The sequence below is a fragment of the Phycisphaerae bacterium genome (assembly GCA_019636475.1).
GTDB lineage: Bacteria > Planctomycetota > Phycisphaerae > UBA1845 > UTPLA1 > JADJRI01.
On the sequence record JAHBXN010000006.1, the window covers coordinates 88,325 to 111,110 of the forward strand.

Sequence of the window (22,786 nt, forward strand, 5' to 3'; positions counted from 1 at the left end):
ATTGTGATTTTCGGACGGCCCGGCCCGGCGACAGCGAGGCCAATTTTCTGGATAGGGGGGCGGCGGACGATCAATGGCGCGGCCATCGATCACCCGACATGCCGTCCGCGACGCCCAAACTATTGCGATGCGCACGCGGCGCTCGTATCTTCGAACAGGACATTCCCAAATTGGTCCCTTGTGAGAACTCCGCCCCATGTTCGACGCCCTGACAGATCGCTTTCACGACGTATTCCGTAAGCTCCGCGGCCGAGGAAAGATCACCGAGGAAAACGTAAGAGAAGTAATGCGCGATGTTCGCACGGCGCTGCTTGAAGCCGACGTTCACCTCGACGTGGTCAAGCGCTTCGTCAACGACGTCACCCAGCAGGCTATCGGCGCCGAGATCATCAAGACACTCCAGCCCGAACAGGTCATGGTCAAAATCGTCCATGACGAATTGATCCAGTTGATGGGACCGATTGATTCGCGCATCCCCTGGGTCACGCCCGGGCCCACAATCATTCTCATGGCTGGTCTCCAGGGTTCCGGCAAAACGACCACCTGCGGCAAACTCGCAAAGTATTGTCTTGCCAAGGGAAAGAAACCGATGCTCGTCGCCGCCGACTTGAAGCGCCCGGCGGCCATCGATCAGTTGCAAGTACTCGGCGAACAGCTCGGCGTCGAAGTCCACACCGAACGAGATCATCAGAACCCCGTGAAAGTCTGCCGAAACGGCGTCATGGCGGCTCAGCGAAAGCTGCTTGACGTTGTCATCCTCGATACGGCCGGACGACTCTCAATCGACGAAGAACTCATGCAGGAAGTCGCCAATGTCGCATCGGCCGTCTCGCCACACCAGATCTACCTGGTGCTCGACGCAATGACCGGCCAGGATGCCGTCACGACCGCCAGACACTTCAACGAGCGCCTCGAGTTGGACGGCGTCATCATGACCAAGTTCGACTCCGACACGCGCGGCGGCGCGATCCTGTCCGTAAAAAGCATCGTTCAGAAACCGATCAAGTTCATCGGTGTCGGCGAGAAGCTGGATCGGCTCGAAGAGTTCCATCCCGACCGCATGGCGAGCCGAATCCTCGGCATGGGCGACGTCGTCTCACTCGTCGAGCAGGCCCAGCAGCAGGTAACCGCCGAAGACGCCGCAAAGCTCGAAGCAAAAATGCAAAAGGGCACGCTCACGCTCGACGACTTCATCGGCCAGATGGACAAAGTGATGAGCGGCCGCTCGATGAAGGACATGCTGAAAATGATCCCCGGCGTCGGCAAACTCATGCGCGACGCGGATATGAACATCGACGAAGGCGAAATCGTTCGCATGAAAGCGATCGTCCAATCGATGACCCCGCGCGAAAAAGCGAATCCCAAGCTGATCGACGCATCGCGAAGGCGGCGAATCGCCCGCGGCAGCGGAACCGATCCGGAGGATGTGAGCGGCCTGTGCAAACAGTTTCTCCAGGCGCGCGACATGATGAAACACATGGCAGGCATGTCAATGATGGACCGCATGCGCTTCGGCTCACAGTTTGCCCAGTTGTCGATGGCCGGCGGCAAGATGCCGACGGTCAAATCAACGAGCGCCCCAAAGTACAAGCCAAACAAAAAGGACAAGCGCAAAGACCGCAAGCGGAAAAGCCGCTGACCTCACGCCGGATGAGGGTCATCGGGTTTCACTTTCGATGTGCCGCGCCGCCCACTACAATGCACCACGGCACTCGGGAACGAAAGGACGCGGCCCGTGATCGCAAAAACCAACGCCATCAGGAAAAAGCTGGCTGAAAACCTCAAGCGTGTGAAAGACCGCATCGAAGCCGCCTGCGCGCGTGCCCATCGAGACCCCGCCACCGTCAGGCTGATCGCCGTAACCAAATACGTCGAACTCGACGTCATCCGCAATGCACTCGATCTGGGAATCCTCGATCTCGGCGAAAGCCGAGCCCAACACCTCAACCAGCGCGCGGGCATGATCCACGAATTCATCGAACGAAAAAGCGTCCTCTCCGGACGCCGCGAACCGCCCGGACCGCGCCCGCGCTGGCACATGATCGGCCACCTTCAGCGAAACAAGACCAAACTGGTCATTCCCTGGGTCGAACTGATCCACAGCGTGGACAGCCTGCGCCTGGCCGAAGACCTGCACGATCAGGCCAAAAAACTGGGGCGCACGATCGACTTCCTCCTCCAGGTCAACACAAGCGGCGAAAAAAGCAAATTCGGCGTCGCCGTCGGAGCCGTGCCACACCTTATGGAGCACTTCGCCGAATGGCCAAACGTTCGATTGTGCGGGCTCATGACCATGGCGCCGGCGGACGCCTTGCCCGGCGAATTGCGTTTGTATTTTGATCGCCTGCGTGATGTGTTCGAGGACCTGCGCGGCGAAAAACATCTCGGCCCGCATTTTCGCGAAATGTCGATGGGAATGTCCACAGACTTCGAAACAGCCATCGAAGCCGGCGCAACCATGGTGCGCATCGGCAGCGCACTCTTCGATGGCATGATGTCACCCACAAGTCACGACGAAGACACGGATGACAACTGACTCCGCCTCATTCCCGGTTCCGCCCCGTTTCACTCAAATCGCAACGCCTCGATCGGATCAAGGCGGCTGGCTCGAAATGCCGGGTAGAATCCGGACACAATTCCCGTCAGAAATGCGCAGCCAAGGGCAATTCCCGCGACAAACGGAGAAATCTCCGTTTCGTAGCCCTGCTGCGTCATGAAATACGTAAAAAGCCAGCCGCACAGCATGCCCACCAGCCCACCGATGGCACATAGCATCGTGGCCTCTATCAAAAACTGAAGCAGCACATCAAAACCATTCGCTCCGATAGCCATGCGCAGCCCGATCTCCCGCGTTCGCTCCGTAACACTCACCAGCATGATATTCATGATGCCGATGCCGCCCACGACCAGCGACACACTCGCAATCATCCGCAGAAGCCATTGAAACTCCGCGCTCGCCGCAGCCTTCGTTTCGGCGTTCTCGCTCTGCGCGAAAATCCGGAAATCATCCGGCTCGCCCTCACGCAGCCCGTGAAGCTGCCGAAGCAACGCACGAATCTGGCCCTCCGCGATCTTCGGATCAACGCCATGCTGAGCCGCCGCCAGCATCGTGCCCGAGCGTTCGCTCCCCGCGATCTTCCGCTGGGCCACCATGAACGGCACAAAAATGATGTCGTCAAGATCGCGCCCATCCTGCTGACCCTTGAACGAAAGCAGACCGACAACATGAAATCGCGAATTCTTGATCGTAATGTATTCGCCTACCGGGTTGATTGAACCAAACAACTCACGCGCAGCACTCTGTCCCAGACAGCAGACCGGATTCAGACTGTCTTCGTCCGCCTGATCGAGCTTCCGCCCGGCGACAACGTCCCACCGGCGAATGTCATGAAAATTCGGATAAGCGCCATACACCGCCGCAAGATAGTTGCCATAGCTCGATTTCACCGGAAGGGAAATACGATTGCTCGGCGTGGCGGCCCGCACGGCCGAGCACTGTCGCATGATCTCGTCCGCTTCCATCTTCGTCTGAAACGGCTTCCGCTCCTGATCGCCGCGACGAACCCCACTGCTCGGTATGCCCCAGTACCCTATGAACATCCAGTCGTCGCCAAGACGCGCGATCTCACCTTCCACGCGGGTCTTTGTCGCCTGGGCCATCGCCACGAGCACAATGACCGCCCCCACACCGATCACTATGCCCAGCATCGAAAGGGCCGTGCGAACTTTGTTCTTCCCCAGGCTGATCAGCGCTTCGGCGATAAGAGTGAATATTCCCATGACATCCCCTGTTTCAGGCTCTTTTCCAGCAAAATTGTAGCACGAACATGGGCACCCCGCGAGACGAACCACCCAAATGGCTGATACACGTTTCACGCTCGATCAGCATGGCGCTGCTGCGAAGAACCACGATTCGTCACATAATCCGGAAATGAACGATGCTCCCCACGTCGTCCGTTCTCGCCGCATGTTCCTCGCGGCGATCGCCGTCGCCGCAATACTCCGAACTGCCCTGGTCGGGTTTCCAATCTGCATCGATCGAAACGGCGTCCAACTTGTTGAATTCGCAAAGCGAATGGCAGACGACCCGATCGCCGCCATGAAACTGACAACACGCCAGCCTGCATATTCCTGGCTGCTGCTCAAAACACATCAACTGATCGGCCCGCTCGCGGGGGGCGACACGCCGGAAGCGTGGCAACGCTGCGGCGAGTTCATCGCAATGCTCGGAGGACTGGCGGTCTGCATCGCGATCTGGGCTGTCACGCGCCGATTGTTCGACGATCGCATCGCGGCCTTCGCGGCCGTGCTGGCGGCATGCTGGCCGCAGGGCGTCACGCTGTCCGCGGGGGTCTTGTCGGACATGCCGCATCTCGCGGTATTTCTGGGAGCAATGCTCCTGATCATCGACGGCTGTTCGCGCCGAAGCATCGGAAGACTGGCGGCCGGCGGCGCAATGGCGGGAATCGCATATCTCTTCAAACAGGAGGCGATCTCGCTGCTCGCCGGCGGATTGATCGCCTGGTGGATGTCGAGCCGCTCTGAACCGATCGCACGGCGACTCGGCGGCGCAGCGGCATTCGCCGTCGTATTCGCAATGGCCGTTTCGCCGCATTCAATCGCGACAGGCGCACTGATCCCGAATAAGAATCCAATGGACATTCTGCGACTCGTCGCAACACCGCAAAGCGACGCAAACAACCCGATCCTCGCGTACGCCGTGCCGTGGTGGCAGACACCGGGCCGGTTTCTCGAAGACTGGCTGCGAAGCGGCCGATATGTGATACCGCTGCTCTTTCTGGCCGGCGCATTCCTCAAGCAGTCCGCGACCGCCCAACGCGAGGGGCGCACGCTCGTCGTCGCGACGATCGCGACATACATCGTGCTGATTCAGGCTCGCTCAATCCTCTACGGCGAAATCAGCGAACGCTACGCGGCGATTCCCGGAGTCCTCGCAATTCCCTGGGCCGCGGCCGGATGGTGCGCGCTGGCCGATCGACTCAACGTCCGAAACCCCCGATGGGTGACCGCGCTCGGAGCACTCCTCCTGCTTCCATTGGTCGCATACAGCCTGCGCCCCGTCGCTGCGCCAAAATCCGGATTTCGCGAAGCCGGCGCCCGCCTTCGCGCCGCCGCAGCAGCCGATGATCGCGTCCTCGCGCACGAGCATCTTGAGCAGATCATGTTCTATGCCGGGCGGACCTATCCCGATACCACGTGGATCAAGTGCCGTCGCAGTGACGCATCAGATCGGATCAGACGCTACATCCGCGGAAAGCGACCGGCATGGTACGTGGACGCCGAATCCACCCATCGCGGAGCGCTGGACGAAACACGACATTTCGCCTGGCTGCGGCAGGCGAGCGACCTGTTCGAGCCGCTGACCGAGGCCGGCCCCGAAGGCAATCGCGTCTTCGTATACCGAATCAGAACGGCCAATGCAGCGCGATAAACCGCCTGGACAACCCCCGAATCGCGCGGTTTGCGCCGGAACCCGGCGTGATTAGACTCACCAGCAGGATGAATCAGAATCATCAGGGTGATTCCAGCGCGCCGGCCGGTAAACAACCGCCGCCGGCCATTCAGCGAGTTGACCGTGCCGCCCGATTGCGCGTGCGGATCATCCGGATTCTCGCCGTCCTGTTCGCCTGCTACTGCGTTGGAGATGCCATCTCCTTCCTGCGAGCATGGGACAAACGCAAGCCGACATTGAAGCGCTTCCTGCCCTATGCCGCCGAAATCGGCTCGGATGACAGGCTCTATCAGAAACACCCGGACTACATCTATCCGCCGTTCTTTCTCACGATCCTAAAGCCGCTTGCACACGTGCCTGCGCCGGTCGCGGCGCTGATATGGCAGACCATCAAGTACGGCTGCATCATCGCGGCCTTCAGCCTGTCCTGGCGAATGTTCCGGGTGCATGGGCCGCGGTTCGATTGGGTGAGGATCGTCAGTGTCATAGTTGCGGCACGGTTCATTCATTCCGACCTGCGTCACGGAAACATCAACCTGTTCATCGCCGCCATGATCATCGGCGCCGGCGTGCTCCTCGTGCGACGACAGCGTTTTCTTTGCGGCCTGCTGATCGCGCTGGCGGCCTGTATCAAGGTCACGCCCGGGCTGTGGGCACTGTACCTCCTCTACAAGCGCGACGTCCGGGCCCTGGCGGGCTGCTGGGTCGGCGCGCTGCTCGCGCTCGTGGTTGTCCCCGGCGCGATCATCGGCTTCGAACGCAATCACGCACTGCTCATGCAGTGGCGGTCACATGTCATAGATTCATTTGTCGAAAAGGGAACGATCGATTCGGACGGCATGAACCAGTCCCTCTCCGCGGTGATGAATCGCTGGCTGGGACACTCCGAAGTCCCCGGCAAGGACCGCGTGGCGATCCTTCAATGCGGAGATTCCGCGATTCGCTTGGCCTATCGCGGCGCAGCGCTCGGGCTGCTGGCGCTCACGTTCTGGATTGCTCGCGCCGGACCAGGATCACCGTATGATCAGACCGTGCTGGACTGGGCACTCCTCGCGCCCGTATCCCTCGCCCTGTCAGGTTTGACCTGGACAGGGCATTTCTGCCTCTTGATCCCGGGAATCGTCGGTGCGTTCGCATGGATCGAAAGATCCCGCGGAGAAGGACGCCGGGATCCGACCACGATAGCGCTGGCGGCCGCGGCGGCTGCCATGTTCATTCTCACAACAGACATCCTGACCGAAACCGGCCGGGAATGGACATCCCGGATGGGCGCGCCGCTGATCGGAGCAATGATCCTCTACGCGGCGCTCGCCCGCCTGCGGCGAAGTCGCTCGATCACGGACACGGACCGCCAATAAGGCAATCGACAAACAACGCAATGTCCTCTGATTGTTCGAGTTGGCCGTCGTCATCCATGTCCGTTGCACAGAATGCAGCCGTCCCAGGGGTTCCACCCGTCAGCAGGGTGTTCACGAACAGCCGAATGTCATCGCCGTCAACGCGCGTGTCCTGGTTCGTGTCACCCTTTCGGCATACCGCCATGAACTGCCGCATCATCTCGTGATCCTCGTGCTCGAGAATGTGGCAGTGATAGGGGAAAAGCCCCGTGTAGTCCTCGAACTTCGCAATGACGCGCGTGATCTCGAACGGATTCACGCGAACCGTGTCCTTCCAGCCAACTTCATTCGCGGGCGGTGGCGCCGGGACGCCCACCGGCACAACGTCATCGCCAACAATCTGAAACGCCTGCCGATCAAGAACCTGAAACATCGTCAGATGCATGTGCATCGGGTGAACCGTCCCCGATCGATTGATGAAGCTCCAGATTTCCGACGTCCCCAGCATGGGAAATTCAGTGATGTCATCCCAGAGCAGACCGTTGATGTACCACGCCGTCCCGGTACACGGTTCACTCAAGGCGCGAAGCACGAACTCGCGCTGCGCGGCCGCCTCCGCCGGCGGCAACGGCTCGAGCGGGCGCAAAGCCTCCGGAATCGCCGCGGTGTGCCCCGTCTCCGAGCCAACCACGAATTTCATCACATTCGGCACGACGCCCACGCCCACGCCACCAGGATAAGGCGCCGGCGCGCTGTTCGTCAGAATGATCTCAGTGCCCGCGGAATAAGGCTCGAAGTCGATCACAATCTCCACCCGCTCGCCCGGAGAGAACGTCATGCTCGTCAGCGATACCGGCGCGGGAAATAAACCCCCGTCAGAGGCAATCTGCTGAAACGTCGCCCCGTTCGACAATGCGAGCGTGTACGTTCGCGAGGACGAACCGTTCAATAAGCGGAATCGATACTTGCCGCGCTTCACATTGAAATACGGCCAGACCTTCCCGTTCACGAGAATCGTGTCGCCGAAAAAGTGCTCCATCCACATCGCCGGATACTGGAAACTGCCGTCAGGATTGAAGGTGCGGTCCTGAATCGCCATGCCGATATCGTACGCGCCGGCAGGCAGACCCAGTGCCGCTTCTTCGGCATCGCTGATAAGATAGAAGCCCGCAAGACCCATCGTGACATTCAGCCGCGTGATGCCGAGTGCGTGATCGTGATACCACAAAGTCGCGGGAAGCTGTTCATTGGGATAGAGGTATGTCGCGTCGCCGCCGGGCGGAAAAGCGAATTCCGGGTATCCGTCATCCATTGCGGAGACGTGCCCGCCATGAAGATGCACCACCACGCGCGGCGGCGATGAATTCATGTGCGCGCCATGTGGACAGTGATCCACCGGAAGCGCGTGCTCGGTCAGATAGTTGTTCTGCTCATCACGAAGATTGTTGATCCAGCGAACCGTCACGGGCTGATTCCGCGTCGCGAGAACGGTCGGACCGGGATACGTGCCGTTGTAGCCCCAGGTCTTCGTGGGAGGCAGATCGCGATGCAGGGTCTGATACTGCTGAGTTATCGAAATCTCGTAATACGCCTCGCCGCCCTGCGTGCCACTCGTCGGAGTCGCAACCGCCGGAATCGGTAGCGCATCCACAAATGGCTCAAGGATGACCGGACAAACCGTCTGTGCGCAAAGCGAACCGTCGCCGTTGTAAGTGCCCGAAGCCGCCGCGCAATCCACCGAACTGAGCGTCGAACAATTGCCATTGTTCAGACAACAGGCCCCGAACGTGGGGCACAGACCGGGAGAGCAGGGCGTGTTGTCACCTTGATAAGTGCCGCTCTGCGCGCTGCACTGGGCCGGCGTCAGCGTTGCACAAACACCGATCGGAAGACAGCACGCACCGCTCGACGGCGGCGTAAAGTTGATGAGCAGCCGCGGCCGCGTGGCCGTCGTGCCATGATGCCGGGAATTGAAACGACGTGCAGTTCGCGTGGTCGATTCGTCGCCGACAAGTATCCATCCGAAATTCGTGGCCGGATCGTTAAGCCACTGCTGTACGTCGGCGGCCATCGGCGCGGAGGACCATGTGTAATCGCCAACCCCCGCGACATTGGAAGACGTGCTCTGACCAACGTTGTTGAACGTCCCGCCGGGCGTCGTCCATTGATCGAGGTCGTAGAAACGATGAATCCACGTAGCGTCCCCAATCGTCGATGTCGTTCCGGAACCCTCGTTGCTGAAGGCGTTGGACGTGCCCTCACCCCAATCCTGCAAGAGCTTGTAAATCGACATCCGGCGGATCGCGCCGTCCGTCGTCCGCGACATCCTCAGCGTCAGTGAAACACTGTTGATCGTCGAACCCGCCGGCACGGCGCCGACAAGATTAAACGCCAGCACCGCGCGGCGACGGTCATAAAACTCACCCTGGTTGGCTGTCCGGCCACTGAAAAGATAATCCCCCTGCCCATTACTGACATCGCCGTTCGGATGATCGTAAAGCGTGTTATCCTTGTACGGATTGATCGTGACCGTGTCAGCGACCGTCGTGCGCGTAAAACACAACAGCACCACAACAAGGCTCGATAAGAAAGCCCTCCCCAGACCCCGGGACACAGACTTCAAGCGCACTGCGACCGCAACCGCCAAAGCCTGTCCCAAAATTGACACAAACGACGACGACGCAAGCGCGACATCGCGTCGCAATTTCAATCGATTCATCTAATTCCTACCCTACCCTCCCGCAACGGACGCTCCCAGATTGCGTCCGCCCGGCTCGTTATCACCTATTCTAACGCCTGGCCACACCTAACTTCGAGCGATTCCCCCAAAGACTCGCGTCCGATGTAAGAAAACCCGCCCGGCAGTTTCTGCCGACCCCAGACAATTCCCCAGATGGAACTACCAGCCTATCAACAAGTTATCCACAGCGTTCTCATGGGCCAAACAGTGCGTTTGATGACGCATTTGTTGTCGATTCCGGCGCTTTCCAGGGTTGTATTCACAACGCGATTCGGTTACGATCCACACTCGCCGATTCAGTTTAATACAAACATTAGTTGTTATTTGATAATAACTTACATTCGCGGCAATTGCGTGCGCCTCCCCCGCGCAACAGCCGCCATGCACATTTCGGACCCATCTTCATGAGCATCCAGACCGAAACTTTCTGGACCAACGTCCTCGCATATGTGAAGCGTCAGCACCCGGCCGTGAATCGCGGTTGGTTTTCGCAGCTTCAGCCCGGGGCGATTGAGCAGGGCCGCTATCAGATTTTTGCATGCGATCCGGCTCAGGTGATTTATTTGAATCGTCACTGCTCGCGGGCGTTCACGGAGGCGGTGCAGGCCGCAACGGGTCGCTTGATCGGTGTGGATTTCCTTACATCAAACTCGTCGGCGGACCGAAATTATTCCGCCGAGGTATTAGACGAGGACGCTCCATCATTCGAGCGGGACTCGTCGGTTCTCCGTTTGATTCCCGACTACACATTCGAGACGTTCGTGACCGGGCCGTGCAATCGATTCGCGCATGCCGCGGCGTTGGCAGCCACCGAATCGCCCGGCACGGCGTACAACCCACTGTTCATTCACGGCTCATGTGGATTGGGTAAGAGTCATCTTTTACAAGCCATGTGTCATCGTGTTCTCGATCGATCACCCGCCACGCGGATCATGTACGTTTCATGCGAGACGTTCGTGAATCAGTTCATCGAGGCCGTGGAGCGCGGCGCGCTGCATTCATTTCGGAATCTGTATCGCAGGGTGGACATGCTGGTATTGGATGACATGCAGTTCCTCGCGGGACGGGACGGCACGCAGGAGGAGTTTTTTCACACATTTAACGCGCTGCACCAGGTGAACAAACAGATTGTTCTTTCGGCCGATTCGCCCCCGCATCAGATACCCAGCCTTGAGGAGCGGCTGGTCAGTCGATTCAAATGCGGACTGCTCGCGCGGATCGACGCGCCATGTCTGGAGACGCGCGGTGCGATCATTCGCAAGAAACTGAGGTTGCGTCAGCTTCAATTACCGGAAGATGCAATCATGCACATCGCCGAGTTCGGCCCGTCGAACACGCGGGAGTTGGAGGGTGCGCTAAACCGGATTCACGGACTGTCGGTACTGGTCAATCGGCCGATCGATTTGCCGCTGGTGCGCGAAGCGCTGGGGGGCGAACCGCAGGCGCCGACGCGCGAAATCAAGATTCAGGACATCATTCATTTCGTGACGGATCGATTCGGCGTCAAGCTCTCGGATTTGCAGGGTCGCAAGAGAAGCCGTTCGATTGCGCTGCCGCGGCAGGTCTGCATGTACCTGGCGCGTCAGTTCACGAGACACAGCCTGGAAGAGATTGGTGGATTCTTCGGCGGCCGCGATCACACGACGGTACTGCATGCGAACAAGCTGGTGGCAGGTCGGCGGCGATCAGACGCAGCGCTTCGGGCCCGATTGGATGAAATCGAGTCGACGCTACTGAAGGGCGAGTGAAGCGTTCCGGCGGACTGACTCACAGCGTGTTGGGAAATCGGGTGGATAACCTGCTTCTTGCTTGCGAAGTGCCTTGTGTGCAAAGGCTGATGGTCAGGGCAACTGTGACTATCAGCACTGAAACCCGCGTCAGGTGACAGGACTGTTCACAGGTTATCCGCATGGACCTTTCCGCGAAATTCGATTAAGATTCGTCCTCGCTTGAGGTTGCGACTTCGGCCTCAAAGAAGCGTCGAATTTGACAGGTTCTAAGAGAGACTACAACGGTTCATTCAATATAAGTTTTTCCTCTTTATAAGTGTTTGAGTTTCCTCAATGTGAGCCGAGTGAGTTTGGGAATCTGTCCTTGCTCGGCGGCGACTGATTCGTATGATCGATGATCGTTGAGATGGCGGTGGGTCGCGGGATCGCTGCATTCGATCGGCATGGCAATTGTTGGCGGGTCAGTGCCTCCGGGACCGCGGATCGGCCGACCCTGTGGGAATCGAAGATGAAATTCATTTGTGAGCGTTTGGCACTACAGGAAGCCCTTGGCGCTGTTTCGAGCGTTGCGATGACGCGTACGCCGCGTCCGATTCTGGAGTGCGTTCGATTGACGGCTGAGAAAGACAGTCTGCTGTTGACGGCATATGACCAGGAGCTGGGGATTCAGTATCGCGTGACGCAGGTTGATGTGTCGAAACCCGGCGAGACGCTGGTGAAGTGTGATCGGCTGATGGCGATCGTTCGCGAGTCTTCGGACGAGACGATGACGTTCGAGACCGACGACGACATTCTGAGTATTCGGGGGCGCGACAGTCATTTTCGGGTGAACGGGCAGAACGTTCGGGAATTTCCGCCGGTTCCCGGCATGGAAGGCGAAGCGAATCTGACATTGCGCATCGGTGATTTGAAGTTTGCCATTGAGAAGACGCTTTTCGCGGCGGCGCGTGAGAGCACGCGATATGCGATTAATGGCGTGTTGTGGCAGAAGAAGGGCAAGCAGCTTCGCCTGGTGTCCACGGACGGGCGGCGGCTTGCGATGAGCGGAGCGCCGATTCAATCTGGGACGGACGCCGACGTGAATGTGATTGTTCCGACGAAGACACTGAATCTGATTCAGCGGCTGCACTTTGATGCTGACGAGTCGGTCGATATTCGCGTGACGGCGAATCAGATCGCGATTCGATCGCCGAAGGCGACGATCAGCAGCGTGCTGGTGGAGGGCAATTTTCCGCGATGGGAAGATGTCATACCCCGGGACAATGACAAGACGATGTCACTGAATTCCTCGATTTTTTTGAGTGCAGTGCGGCGGGCGGCGCTGTTGTCCAGCCCCGAATCCAAAGGCGTGCTGCTGAAGGCCGAGAAGGGGATGCTGGAGCTGACGTCGCGTTCGGCTGAGCAGGGCGAAGCGAATATCAAGGTCGAGGTGGATTACAAGGGGCCGGAGATTCGGATCGGTTTTAACCCGGAATTTCTTGTCGACGCCTTGAAGGTCTGCGACGATGAGTTGTCGATCGATCTCAAGGACGGCACGCGGCCGGGGCTGATCAAGAGCGGCAAGGAATTTCAGTATGTCGTGATGCCGGTCAATCTTTCGTAGCCATGGATGGTTTTTTTGGCATTCACACCTGAACAAACTGGCCGTCGAACCTCACACCGCGAATACATCCTGCGACGCGAAGGGCTTCTGGCGGCTTCGCCCGCGGAGCGGGAGTTGTTCTGGCGGCGCTACAATGAAGGCCGGCGGCGTTCGGCTCGCAAGGCGGTATCCCTGGGTGAGTTGATTGGTCCGTGGTTGAAGTCGGAATCGGCATCGCTGGCGTCCGGGTTGTCGCGGGCGATCGGCCTATGGACCCGGCTTTTGCCGGTTGAGTATCGGGATCGATGCCGCGTGGAGAGTTTGCGGCGCGGGGCGCTTCGCGTGGTGGTCGACGGAAAGCCGACCGCATTTGCGCTGAGGCGGCACGTTGAGGCGATGTTTCTGAAGTCGGCACAGGCAGAGATGGTCGGCGTGGTGGCGATTGAGCGCGTCGAGTATCGGGTCGGCCGTGTGAGTCGGTCGGTTTAGCGATCACGGAAAGTTTGCGGCGAAGCATGAATGATTCGACGACGAGTGAATCCGTAAGGCCATCCATCAGCATGTCTGATTCAATAGAGAACGTTCCGGAACCGAGCATCCCGATCCCTGCCGTCGGCGAGGATACGTACGGGGCGGATTCGATTCGCGTGCTCGAGGGCATGGAGGCTGTTCGCAAGCGGCCGTCGATGTACATCGGCGACACGCAGCTCCACGGGCTGCACCATCTCGTCTGGGAGGTGGTTGATAATTCGGTCGACGAGGCGCTGGGGGGTTATTGCCGGAACATCATCGTCAAGATATCGGCGGACGGAAGCTGCACGGTGATTGACGATGGGCGGGGCATTCCAGTTGAGACGAAGTCGTTTCCCGACAATCCGATGCTGGATGGTAAGAGCGCCCTTGAGATTGCACTGACGGTCCTTCACGCGGGCGGGAAGTTTGACCGGAAGTCGTACTCGGTCAGCGGAGGTCTGCACGGCGTCGGCGTGAGCGTGGTCAATGCGCTGTCGGAATGGCTGGTCATCGAGGTGAATCGCGGCGGCAAGGTTCACACGATGCGGTTCTCACGCGGCAAAGTCACCCGGGAGCTTGAGTGCATCGGTGACACCAACAAGACAGGCACGCGCGTCGAGTTTCAGCCGGACCCGCAGATTTTCCCAGACACGAAGTTCCGTACGGAAACGCTGACGACGCGGCTTCGCGAACTGGCCTATCTGAACGAAGGTCTTCGGATTCAGTTCATCGATGAGCGCTGCGACAAGCGGGAAGAATTTCACTACAGCGATGGTCTGCGCGCATTCGTTGAGTACATGAACGAAGGCAAGAATGTGCTGCATCCAGCGCGGGTGTTGAACGCGTTCGACGATGAATCGCGACTGGGCTGCAAGGTCGCCTTCCAGTGGAACGATTCATACAACGAAAGCCTGCTGGCTTTTGCCAACAACATCAAGAATCGCGACGGCGGCACCCATCTATCGGGCTTTCAGGCCGCGTTGACTCGCACCTTGAATGCGTTCGGCCGGAAGAACAACCTGATCAAGAACGATCTGGCCATCAAGGGCGAGGATTGGCGCGAAGGATTGACGGCGATCGTTTCGGTAAAGGTTCCCGAGCCGGATTTTCAGGGTCAGACGAAGGATCGTCTGATGAACGCGGATGTTGAATCGTTTGTTCAACAGACGGTCAACGAGCAACTGGGCAACTGGCTGGAAGAGAATCCCGCGGAGGCGAAGAAAGTTGTCGCCAAGGGCATTCAGGCGGCGGTCGCGCGGGAGGCCGCGCGGAAGGCGCGTGAAGCGACTCGCAAGACGGCGCTTTCGAGCGGCGATCTGCCCGGCAAGTTGTGGGATTGTCGCAGCAAGAATGCGGATGAGTCCGAGCTGTTCCTGGTCGAGGGTGATTCGGCGGGCGGGTCTGCCAAGCAGGGCCGCGATGCCGTGACCCAGGCGATTCTTCCGCTCAAAGGCAAGATTCTGAACGTCGAAAAAGCGCGGATGGACAAGATTCTCTCGCACGAGGAAATTAAGACCATCATTCGCGCGGTGGGTTGCGGCGTACCGGGGTCGGAGGATTTTGACATCACGAAGGCGCGGTACGGCAAGATCATCATCATGACCGATGCTGACGTTGATGGGAGTCATATTCGCACGTTGTTGCTGACGTTTTTCTTCCGGCACATGCGCGGACTGATCGACTCGGGGCGGGTGTATATCGCCCAGCCGCCGTTGTATCTGCTGAAGCGCGGCAAATCGGCGGAGTTTGTGTTGAATGACTCGGTCATGGACGGCAAGCTGACGGACTGGGGATTGGCCGGCACGCGGCTATCGGTGCGGACCTTTGGCGAAGATCCGTCCGTTCCGCCGGACGAACGATCGATCGAGGGTGAGAATCTGCGTCGATTGGTTTCGATTGTTGACACCATCTCCCTGGTGCAGCGGATCATGCAGCGTCGCGGCATTGAGCTTCGGAGCCTGATCGCGCGGCATCTGTCCGGTGGAAACATGATGCTTCCGCGGGTTCGGGCGGTGCTCGACAATGAAGACCACTACTTCTCGGATGAAGACGCGTTCAACCAGTTCCGCCGCGAGATGCAGGAGAAGCATGGCAACGTCGAGGTGGTCGACGGCGGCGTAAGCCTTCCGTCCCAGACGGAGGATGAGAGCGGCGGGAAAGTGCTGATCCGATATGAGCTGAGCGAGTCGCGTGATCTGGAGCGTGCGATTCGGCAACTCATGGAGTTTGGCATTTCGATCGACGATTACTTCATGCAGCGCGAGGAGCTTGTCACGGGTGAACTGACGCCGGCGAAGTATGCGCTGGTGCCGGAGAGTGGGGAGCACGTGGAGCTGGAAAGCCTCGCCCGGGTACCGTCTGGTGTTCGGTCGTTGGGCCAGCGCGGCACGACGGTGAAGCGTTTCAAAGGTCTTGGCGAGATGAATCCGGGCGAGCTCTGGGAAACGACGCTCGATCCGCAGCGCCGCAAGCTGCTTCAGGTTGCGGTGTCCGAGGAGGATCAGGACGCCGAGCAGCTCGAGATCGACACACGGGCGGCCGACCGGATATTTTCAATTCTCATGGGTGAGAACGTCGAGGTTCGGCGGGAGTTCATCGAGAACAACGCCATTCATGTCAAAGATCTAGATATCTGATCACGACCCCGCGGCGTGATCATTTCGGCTTGTCCGCTTCGCGCGGGACGAATTCCCATCCATACTTTCCGCCGGTGATCAACGAAGCCCCGACCATCGTCAAGAATCGATTGCCCCGAAGTGCGGACGGTTCGCGCGTTGTGCGACGGCGTCGAATCGCACTCTGGTACGAATCAAGTCGTCGACCGGCGTGGGTGCTCGTGGGGCTGGTTCTTCTGCTTTATGGCCGAACTTTGCCATGGGGGCTGGTGCTGGATGATCATCGTCATTTTCAGATTTTTGAGGACTATCGGGCCGGGAGGATAGCTTGGGCGCCGATTTACGAATTTCTCGATGGAGAGCGGACGAACGCGGCCGCGCGGATGGACGGGGATTATCCGTGGTGGCTGGGTGACGACCTTCGCTATCGGCATTGGCGTCCGGTTGCGGAGCGCCTGATGTATGGCCAGTTCATGTTGTTTGGCCGGGAGCCGCTGGGGTATCGATTGATAAACCTGGCGTTGTATGCGGCGGGGGTTGTGCTGGTATACCGGTTGTTTCAGGCGTTGGCGGATGACGAACGCCTGGCACGCTGGGGTGCGCTGGTCTTCGCATTGATGGCTTCGCATCTGATTCCCGTGGTTTTCATTTCCGCACAGGGCGACCCGCTGTCATTGGTGTTTGTGGCCGCTGGGCTGCTCGTGGCGATGCGTTTTACGGGAGATGGGACCTGGTGGTGGGCGGTCGTGGGGACGGCTTGTTACGTTCTTGCCCTGGGGACGAAGGAGGCCTGCCTTCCCGCTGCGGTGGGTCCTGCGTTGTTTGAATGGTCACGATCGCGGACGGGGCGCGCCGGTTTGTCCGAGGCGGCCTCGGCGGAGCTTCGTCGGCGCCGGGCGCGGGCACGTAGGCTGTCGGCCGTATGGACGCTGATCGGGTGTGTGTGGCTGATCTACTATCTTCGCGGCGGCTATGGATCGAACGCGCTGCCGATGCTGAATCCGGGGACGGACCCGCTCGGATATCTTGCGGAGCTTCCGTTGCGGGTGGTTGTGCTACTGACGGGCATGGTGATACCGGTGAATCCGTTTCTGTTTTATCTGCGGGAGCAGCCGATGTTCCTGCTGGTGTTTTACTGCGCCGTGGGCGCGGTCACGGTGGCGGGTCTGTCATGGGTGACATATCATTGGCATGGATCGCGCCCGGGCATCGTGGCGATGTCGATCTGGATTGTGATGTTCATGCCGCTGCTGGCGTGTACGGTGCCGGACGATCGAATTCTGATGCTGCCGAGCATCGGGCTAGCGTTTCTTGCGGGGGCGTGGGTCACTCGCGTTCGCGGTGACGTGCGATTGAGCGGTTTGCCGCTGATGTGGTTCCTTCTGGCGCACACGACCTGTGTGATCATCGGGTGCCAGATCATGCGGGTTCTGGAGCGGGAGGGAGATCGATCGATGCGGCTGGCGTATGAGCGGATCGGACGCGAGCCGCGGGCCGGCGATCATATTTTCCTGCTTAATTCGACGCTCGATTCGAATGTACTCTTCGCGCAGGCGCATCTGAATTCACTGATCGGCCGGCGAGATGTCCGGGTATCGTTTCTGACGGACACGGATCATCCGGTCGTTACACGGCTGGACGACCGCACGCTTCGGCTACAGGCGGTCGGGTCACGCTTCTTCACCGGATTTCTGGGGGCGATGAGTCAGAGCCGAGAAAAGCGACGGAGCGTGGGTGAGATATTTCGAACGGACGCTTACACCGCGCGTATCACACGGGCTGACGAATCGGGCGGCATCGTCGAAATAGAGATCGAGTTCGATCGGCCATTGGAGGATGAGACGTATCACTTCTTCGAATGCGGCCATTTCGGGGAGCCTTCGCGGTGGACTCCGCCGCCGTCAACCGCTCAATCTCCGGAGGTCATCGGGCGCCAGCATTTGTCGTTTTGAGCGGTGCGCGTCGGCGTGGGGTCGGAGGCGGGACCGCCATGGGATCTCGATAGTCCGCGCGGTCGCCGCCGGCCGCGGGCATGAGCAGTGATGCGAATTGTGAGCTGGACGGCGCGGATTTGATGATATGGGCCGGGACTCCGACGACGGATGTCATCGGATCGACGTCTCGAATTACGACGGCCCCGGCGCCGACGACTGCGTCGAATCCGACTCGGACGCCCTGTATGACGGTCGCTCCGATGCCGATGAACGCTCCGCTTTCGACGGCGACATGTCCGGCAAGCTTCACGCCCGGGCAAATATGGACGGAAGTGCCGATCATGGATTCGTGATCGACGATGCTGCCGGTGTTGAGAATTACGTAGTCGCCGATCTGGCAATGCGCGCAAACAATCGCGCCGGCCGCGATTACCACTCCCTGTCCGATCGAGGCACCGGCGGCGATGTTGGCTGACGGGTGGATGGCGCTGACGATTTCAAGTCCCGCATGTTGAACCTGCAGCGCAAGGCCGCGTCGCACGCCGTTGTCACCGATGGCGATGACGGCCTTGGAGACGCCTTGGTCCCGGATGGCTGCCAGTTGATTGATCGATCCGAGAACAGGCAGGCCATCGACGCGCCGGCCGTGGAGGGCGGCGTTGTTGTCGAGGAAACCGACGGGTTTGTACTTCTTTCCAGCGAGGAGAATATCGAGGACGACTCTCCCGTGTCCGCCGGCGCCCAGGATGATCGTTTCCATAATTCAATCTCCGTAACGAAGTGGCGCGGGAATTGGAATCGCGCGGACAATCGAGAGGACCGGCGGGCCTCGTTCAATATGGGTATCGGATGGGCCGGTGAGTTCGTTGAAAGAATCGCAGCGGCCGCCGGGGGAAGACGGCGGACTGTCCGGGGTGTGGTTGAAGTGCGGCGCATCGTTAATCTAGATTAAGCGAACCGCAGGGCGGGGCGAGCGTAAATTGAGCGGGGGTCTCCGCGCAAAAATCGCGCGTTCAGTCGGACAGGCGGGACGGCTTGCGGCGCGCGACAGCGCTGCGGGAGATCGAAGGTAGCTGCGAGCAGCATCGGAACGACGGAGGCGTGCGTGGTTATCGGATGATTCGGCCGTCATTGCGCTGCGGGCGGCGAAGTCTGCGATTTCGGATTTGCGAGTAAAATGATTGTTTCGGCGGCGAAAAACGGTGTGATCTGGATTCGGAGGTGTCGATAAGAGCGATCTGGAAGATGCGTGTTATTGGGCTTTACATGCCAGAGGAGCTCTTGACGTGAAGCGTACGCCCCGAAATTCCGAGTTCCGACGAATTGTTCGAATTGGCCGGGCCACAGGATGGCTGAGCGCGGTGACCGCGATCGGCCTTGTCTCTGCATGTAGTCAGCAATTTCCGAGTATGTCATGGTTGAAGAACGGATTGCTGGATCCATCGCAGTCGGGCAATTTTGAAAAGCCGGTTCGACTGGAGATTCGCGATTCCGTCAGTGTGCTGGACGAGCCGATGGGCATTCAGGATGCCGAGGAGCCGACCGAAGAGGATGTCGCGGTCACCTATGAGGAACTGCCGATCGGTCCGGGCGACTTTCTGCGGGTGACTGTCTTTGAACTGCTTGCGCCGAGCATCACGTCGGAGTTGCAATTCCAGGTTCGGGCCTCGGGGTATGAGACGTTTCCGGTGGTTGGACCGGTGCGGGTTGCGGGAATGCGCCCGCGCGAGCTGGAATTATCCATCAAGGATCAATTGCGTGAGGCGGGCATTCTGGAAAACGCCGACGTGCAGGTCACGGTGCTGCGGTCGGAGTCGCAGCAGTATTCGGTGGTGGGCGGCGTGGTTCAGCCTGGCAACTATCCATTGACGCGTCCGAATCTGAAATTGCTGAATGCACTTGCCGCGGCAGGTGGGTTGCCTCCGCAGGCGCAGACCGTGATCGTGATCCGCAACGGCGCGGCCAACCGCGGAATGGATTTTCCTTCGCCCCCCCCGACTTCCATGCCGGGTGGTGTGCGGCCGATGAACTCGACGTTATCCGATTCCCCTGTTTTCACCATGTCGGATGTTTCACCTCAGGGCGTGGCGGGCGCGACGACGGCTCCGGCCACGACCACTCGCGCGGCGGGCGAGGGCCAGGCGGTGGACGAGCTGGAAATACTGGAAGGGGGGCCGAAGCCCAATTCGGATCCGCCAACACCGATTTACAATCCCGAGACCGGCGAATGGGAGGTTGGCGGGGTGAAGCCGGTTACGACGATGACGGGTGAGCCGGGCGACATGATGCGTGGTGAGCACGCGGATGAGGGTGAATTCACGTCTGATCAGCCTGCGTCAATGCCGACGACGGCCGTTGCGGGCGACGGCGAGATGTTTCCGGAAACAGAGGAATCGTTGATTCCGAGTGTGCGGATTCTGGAGATTCCCGCGAAGGCTTTGAGAGAAGGTGATCCCCGGTACAATGTGGTGATTCGCCCGTCGGATTTGATCGACGTGCCCGTCGGCGACGTCGGCGAATTCTACATGTACGGGAATGTGTCGCGGCCGGGGGCGTACCAGTTAACGGGCCGTCGGATTACGGTGAAGCAGGCGATTGCTTCGGCCGGGGGATTCGGACCGTTGGCACTTCCGTCGCGGGCGGATCTGATTCGGCGTGTCGGCAAGGATGAGGAGCAGTTTATCCAGATTGATCTGGACGCGATCTTCGCGGGTACGGCACCGGATTTCTATCTGCGGCCGAACGACATCGTAAACGTTGGATCGTCGCCGGTGATGATATTCCTTGCGGTGGTTCGGAACGCTTTTCGATTCAGCTACGGGTTCGGATTTGTATACGACCGCAATTTTGCGGACAGCGATTCATTTTTCGCACAGGAGCAGGTGAAGCAGCGTCGGCGGTTGGAGGCGCAGCAGCGCGGATTGCCGTTCTAGTTCTGTTTTCACTGCGTATTCATAGGATTGCAGCGCGCCAGGGGACAATGGGCGGGTTGCGGTGAGAAATTTCGGCAAGATGAACGGAGTCATCGGTTTTGCCGTCGAGCGCATGGAACGTGGACGATGGGAAACGATGGTTGCTCCGTTGAATCTGAGCCGGTCATGAGCGGGACTCCTGCATCCGAGATCAGCCGGTCGTCCACCGCGATGGAGGGCTCGAGCGCGGCGCGCCCGAATCAGATGGGCTGGTGGTCGTATCTCGGCGCCTGGGGCGTGTTCAAAATCCTCTCTTTGGCGGCTGTTCTAGGGTGGTTTTACTTCGATCACATCAAGCGGATGTCCCAGATCTGGAAACAGCCGGACTGGTCACATGGTTATTTGGTTCCGTTCTTCAGCATTTACCTGATTCATCAGAACCGCAAGCGGCTGATGGATGATCGTCATGAAGGGTCGCTGCTCGGTCTGCTGATGATCGTGATCTCGCTGGCGGTCTATGTCGCGGCGGTGTATGCCAAGGTGGGGTATCCGCAGCCGTTGTCGATCGTGTTTGTGCTGGGCGGGCTGGTCTGGCTTCTGCGCGGGTTCCATGCGCTGCGGATCGTCTGGTTTCCGCTCGCTTTCCTTTTTCTTGCGATTCCGCCTCCCGATCGGCTTTATCGCGAATTGACCCAGCCACTTCAGCAACTGGCGGCGCTGGTGGCGAAGCATGTTCTGTCGATGCTTCCCGGAGTCTATGAGGTTCAGCGGGCCGGATTCAATCTGGCCTATTACATGGACAGCGGGCGGGAAGGTTCGTTTACCGTTGCGGGTGCGTGCAGCGGGATGCGTTCGCTGATGGCGTTCGTGGCGATCGGGCTTGCAATGGCTTACATGTCTCCGCGTCCGGCCTGGCATCGGATCGCGCTGGGCGTAAGCGTCATACCTGTGGCACTGTTCTGCAATGTGGCCCGCGTGATCATCACGGGCAGTCTGCAGATGTATGACCACGGCAACCTGGCGACTGGAACGCCGCATACCGTGCTCGGGTTGATCATGTTCGCACTGGGATTTGCGATATATCTGGGCATCATCTGGCTGCTGGATCATCTCTTCGTGGATGATGCGGGCGATGACGACGCCTCCGTCGTGGCGGCCGGAGGCGGGGAATGAGTCGTTCGTCGAAATCGAATTTTCATTTCGTGCTGGGTTTTTCGGTGCTGCTGGCCGCGACGGTGAGCATTCAGGCGGCGAAATCGCGCGGCTGGCTCTACATCATCAAGAAGCCGTTGTCGATCCTGAAGCCGCTGAGCGACATGAACCGGTCGGCGCTGGCGCCTTACGGCGTGGTGGAGATGGCGCCTTTGTCTCCGGAGCTGATTCAGGAGCTGGGTACGACGGAGTATCTGAACTGGATTCTGCGCGAGCCGGGCGTCCGCAGTCGATCGAATCAGGACGTCACGCTAAGCATCACCTATTACACGAATGTGCAGGACCAGGTTCCGCACGTTCCGGAAGAGTGCTACTTTCAGTCGGGGAATTTCACGGCGGCGGGCGACACGTCCATGATGTTTCATTGTGTGTCGCTGGGCGCGGATGTGGCCGTTCGGAGGCTGGCGTTCTATCGGGCCGGCGAAATGGTCAAGAAGAGTTATGTGTATTACACTATCTGCGTCAACGGTGAATTCTGTTCAGATCGAACAACGGTGCGCACGCACATGGCGAATCCGTTCGACACGCATTTGTACTATTCCAAGGTAGAGATCGCGTTTGATCAGACGCTGCCGAAAAACGAACCGGAGCTGGATGAGAAGGCGCGTCAGTTGTTTGACAAGGTACTTCCGGAACTGGTGAAGGCTCATTGGCCTCCGAAGGGATCGGAGCGGGGCGGCATGTTGCCGGCGCCGTGATTGCGGCGCGCCGCGGAGTTCGATCCGGTTGCGCGTGACA

At 59.3% G+C, this 22,786-nt stretch carries 15 protein-coding genes; 12 read left to right on the top strand and 3 right to left on the bottom strand.

What is annotated here, in order from left to right; all coding sequences use genetic code 11:
- The first annotated feature begins 196 nt into the window (after positions 1-196).
- Complete coding sequence (gene ffh / locus KF841_11110) at positions 197-1,639, top strand: signal recognition particle protein (protein ID MBX3395902.1); 1,443 nt, start codon at positions 197-199, stop codon at positions 1,637-1,639.
- Between the two features lie 96 nt (positions 1,640-1,735).
- Positions 1,736-2,536, top strand: a complete 801-nt coding sequence (locus KF841_11115; protein ID MBX3395903.1) for a YggS family pyridoxal phosphate-dependent enzyme — start codon at positions 1,736-1,738, stop codon at positions 2,534-2,536.
- A gap of 29 nt (positions 2,537-2,565) precedes the next feature.
- Here KF841_11115 and KF841_11120 read toward each other — a convergent pair whose 3' ends face one another.
- A complete protein-coding gene (locus tag KF841_11120) occupies positions 2,566-3,780 on the bottom strand; it encodes an ABC transporter permease (protein MBX3395904.1) in 1,215 nt (404 codons plus the stop codon).
- A 76-nt stretch (positions 3,781-3,856) separates the two neighbouring features.
- Between KF841_11120 and KF841_11125 the strand changes: the two genes are divergently transcribed.
- Both KF841_11125 and KF841_11130 read left to right on the top strand, forming a co-directional pair.
- Entirely contained in the window at positions 3,857-5,452 is a 1,596-nt protein-coding gene (locus KF841_11125) for a glycosyltransferase family 39 protein (GenBank protein MBX3395905.1), read from the top strand.
- A 47-nt stretch (positions 5,453-5,499) separates the two neighbouring features.
- On the top strand, positions 5,500-6,831 hold the full coding sequence (locus KF841_11130) for a DUF2029 domain-containing protein (protein MBX3395906.1): 1,332 nt from the start codon (positions 5,500-5,502) through the stop codon (positions 6,829-6,831).
- Here KF841_11130 and KF841_11135 read toward each other — a convergent pair.
- Entirely contained in the window at positions 6,809-9,529 is a 2,721-nt protein-coding gene (locus KF841_11135) for a multicopper oxidase domain-containing protein (GenBank protein ID MBX3395907.1), read from the bottom strand. The genes KF841_11130 and KF841_11135 overlap by 23 nt on opposite strands.
- Before the next feature lie 425 nt (positions 9,530-9,954).
- Between KF841_11135 and dnaA the strand changes: the two genes are divergently transcribed.
- The 5 genes from dnaA to KF841_11160 all read left to right on the top strand — a co-directional run bounded on the left by dnaA (position 9,955) and on the right by KF841_11160 (position 17,942).
- Positions 9,955-11,298, top strand: a complete 1,344-nt coding sequence (dnaA, locus tag KF841_11140; GenBank protein ID MBX3395908.1) for a chromosomal replication initiator protein DnaA — start codon at positions 9,955-9,957, stop codon at positions 11,296-11,298.
- A 490-nt stretch (positions 11,299-11,788) separates the two neighbouring features.
- Positions 11,789-12,883 (top strand): DNA polymerase III subunit beta, encoded by a 1,095-nt coding sequence (gene dnaN, locus KF841_11145; protein ID MBX3395909.1) that lies wholly within the window; start codon positions 11,789-11,791, stop codon positions 12,881-12,883.
- 15 nt (positions 12,884-12,898) lie between these two features.
- Positions 12,899-13,351: a DUF721 domain-containing protein gene (locus KF841_11150; protein MBX3395910.1), complete on the top strand. Its 453-nt coding sequence runs from the start codon at positions 12,899-12,901 to the stop codon at positions 13,349-13,351.
- A gap of 71 nt (positions 13,352-13,422) precedes the next feature.
- Positions 13,423-16,011, top strand: a complete 2,589-nt coding sequence (gene gyrB / locus KF841_11155; GenBank protein ID MBX3395911.1) for a DNA topoisomerase (ATP-hydrolyzing) subunit B — start codon at positions 13,423-13,425, stop codon at positions 16,009-16,011.
- A 29-nt stretch (positions 16,012-16,040) separates the two neighbouring features.
- A complete protein-coding gene (locus tag KF841_11160) occupies positions 16,041-17,942 on the top strand; it encodes a hypothetical protein (protein ID MBX3395912.1) in 1,902 nt (633 codons plus the stop codon).
- Here the strand turns inward: KF841_11160 and KF841_11165 are convergent.
- On the bottom strand, positions 17,914-18,684 hold the full coding sequence (locus KF841_11165) for an acetyltransferase (protein MBX3395913.1): 771 nt from the start codon (positions 18,682-18,684) through the stop codon (positions 17,914-17,916). The genes KF841_11160 and KF841_11165 overlap by 29 nt on opposite strands.
- A gap of 649 nt (positions 18,685-19,333) precedes the next feature.
- Between KF841_11165 and KF841_11170 the strand changes: the two genes are divergently transcribed.
- From KF841_11170 to KF841_11180, 3 genes are all read left to right on the top strand, one after another.
- The gene (locus KF841_11170) at positions 19,334-20,857 is read left to right on the top strand and encodes an SLBB domain-containing protein (GenBank protein MBX3395914.1); all 1,524 of its coding nucleotides are present in this window, start codon (positions 19,334-19,336) and stop codon (positions 20,855-20,857) included.
- A gap of 165 nt (positions 20,858-21,022) precedes the next feature.
- Complete coding sequence (locus tag KF841_11175; protein ID MBX3395915.1) at positions 21,023-22,009, top strand: exosortase/archaeosortase family protein; 987 nt, start codon at positions 21,023-21,025, stop codon at positions 22,007-22,009.
- Positions 22,006-22,746 (top strand): hypothetical protein, encoded by a 741-nt coding sequence (locus KF841_11180; GenBank protein ID MBX3395916.1) that lies wholly within the window; start codon positions 22,006-22,008, stop codon positions 22,744-22,746. The genes KF841_11175 and KF841_11180 overlap by 4 nt, the downstream gene beginning before the upstream one ends.
- The last annotated feature ends 40 nt before the right edge of the window (positions 22,747-22,786 follow it).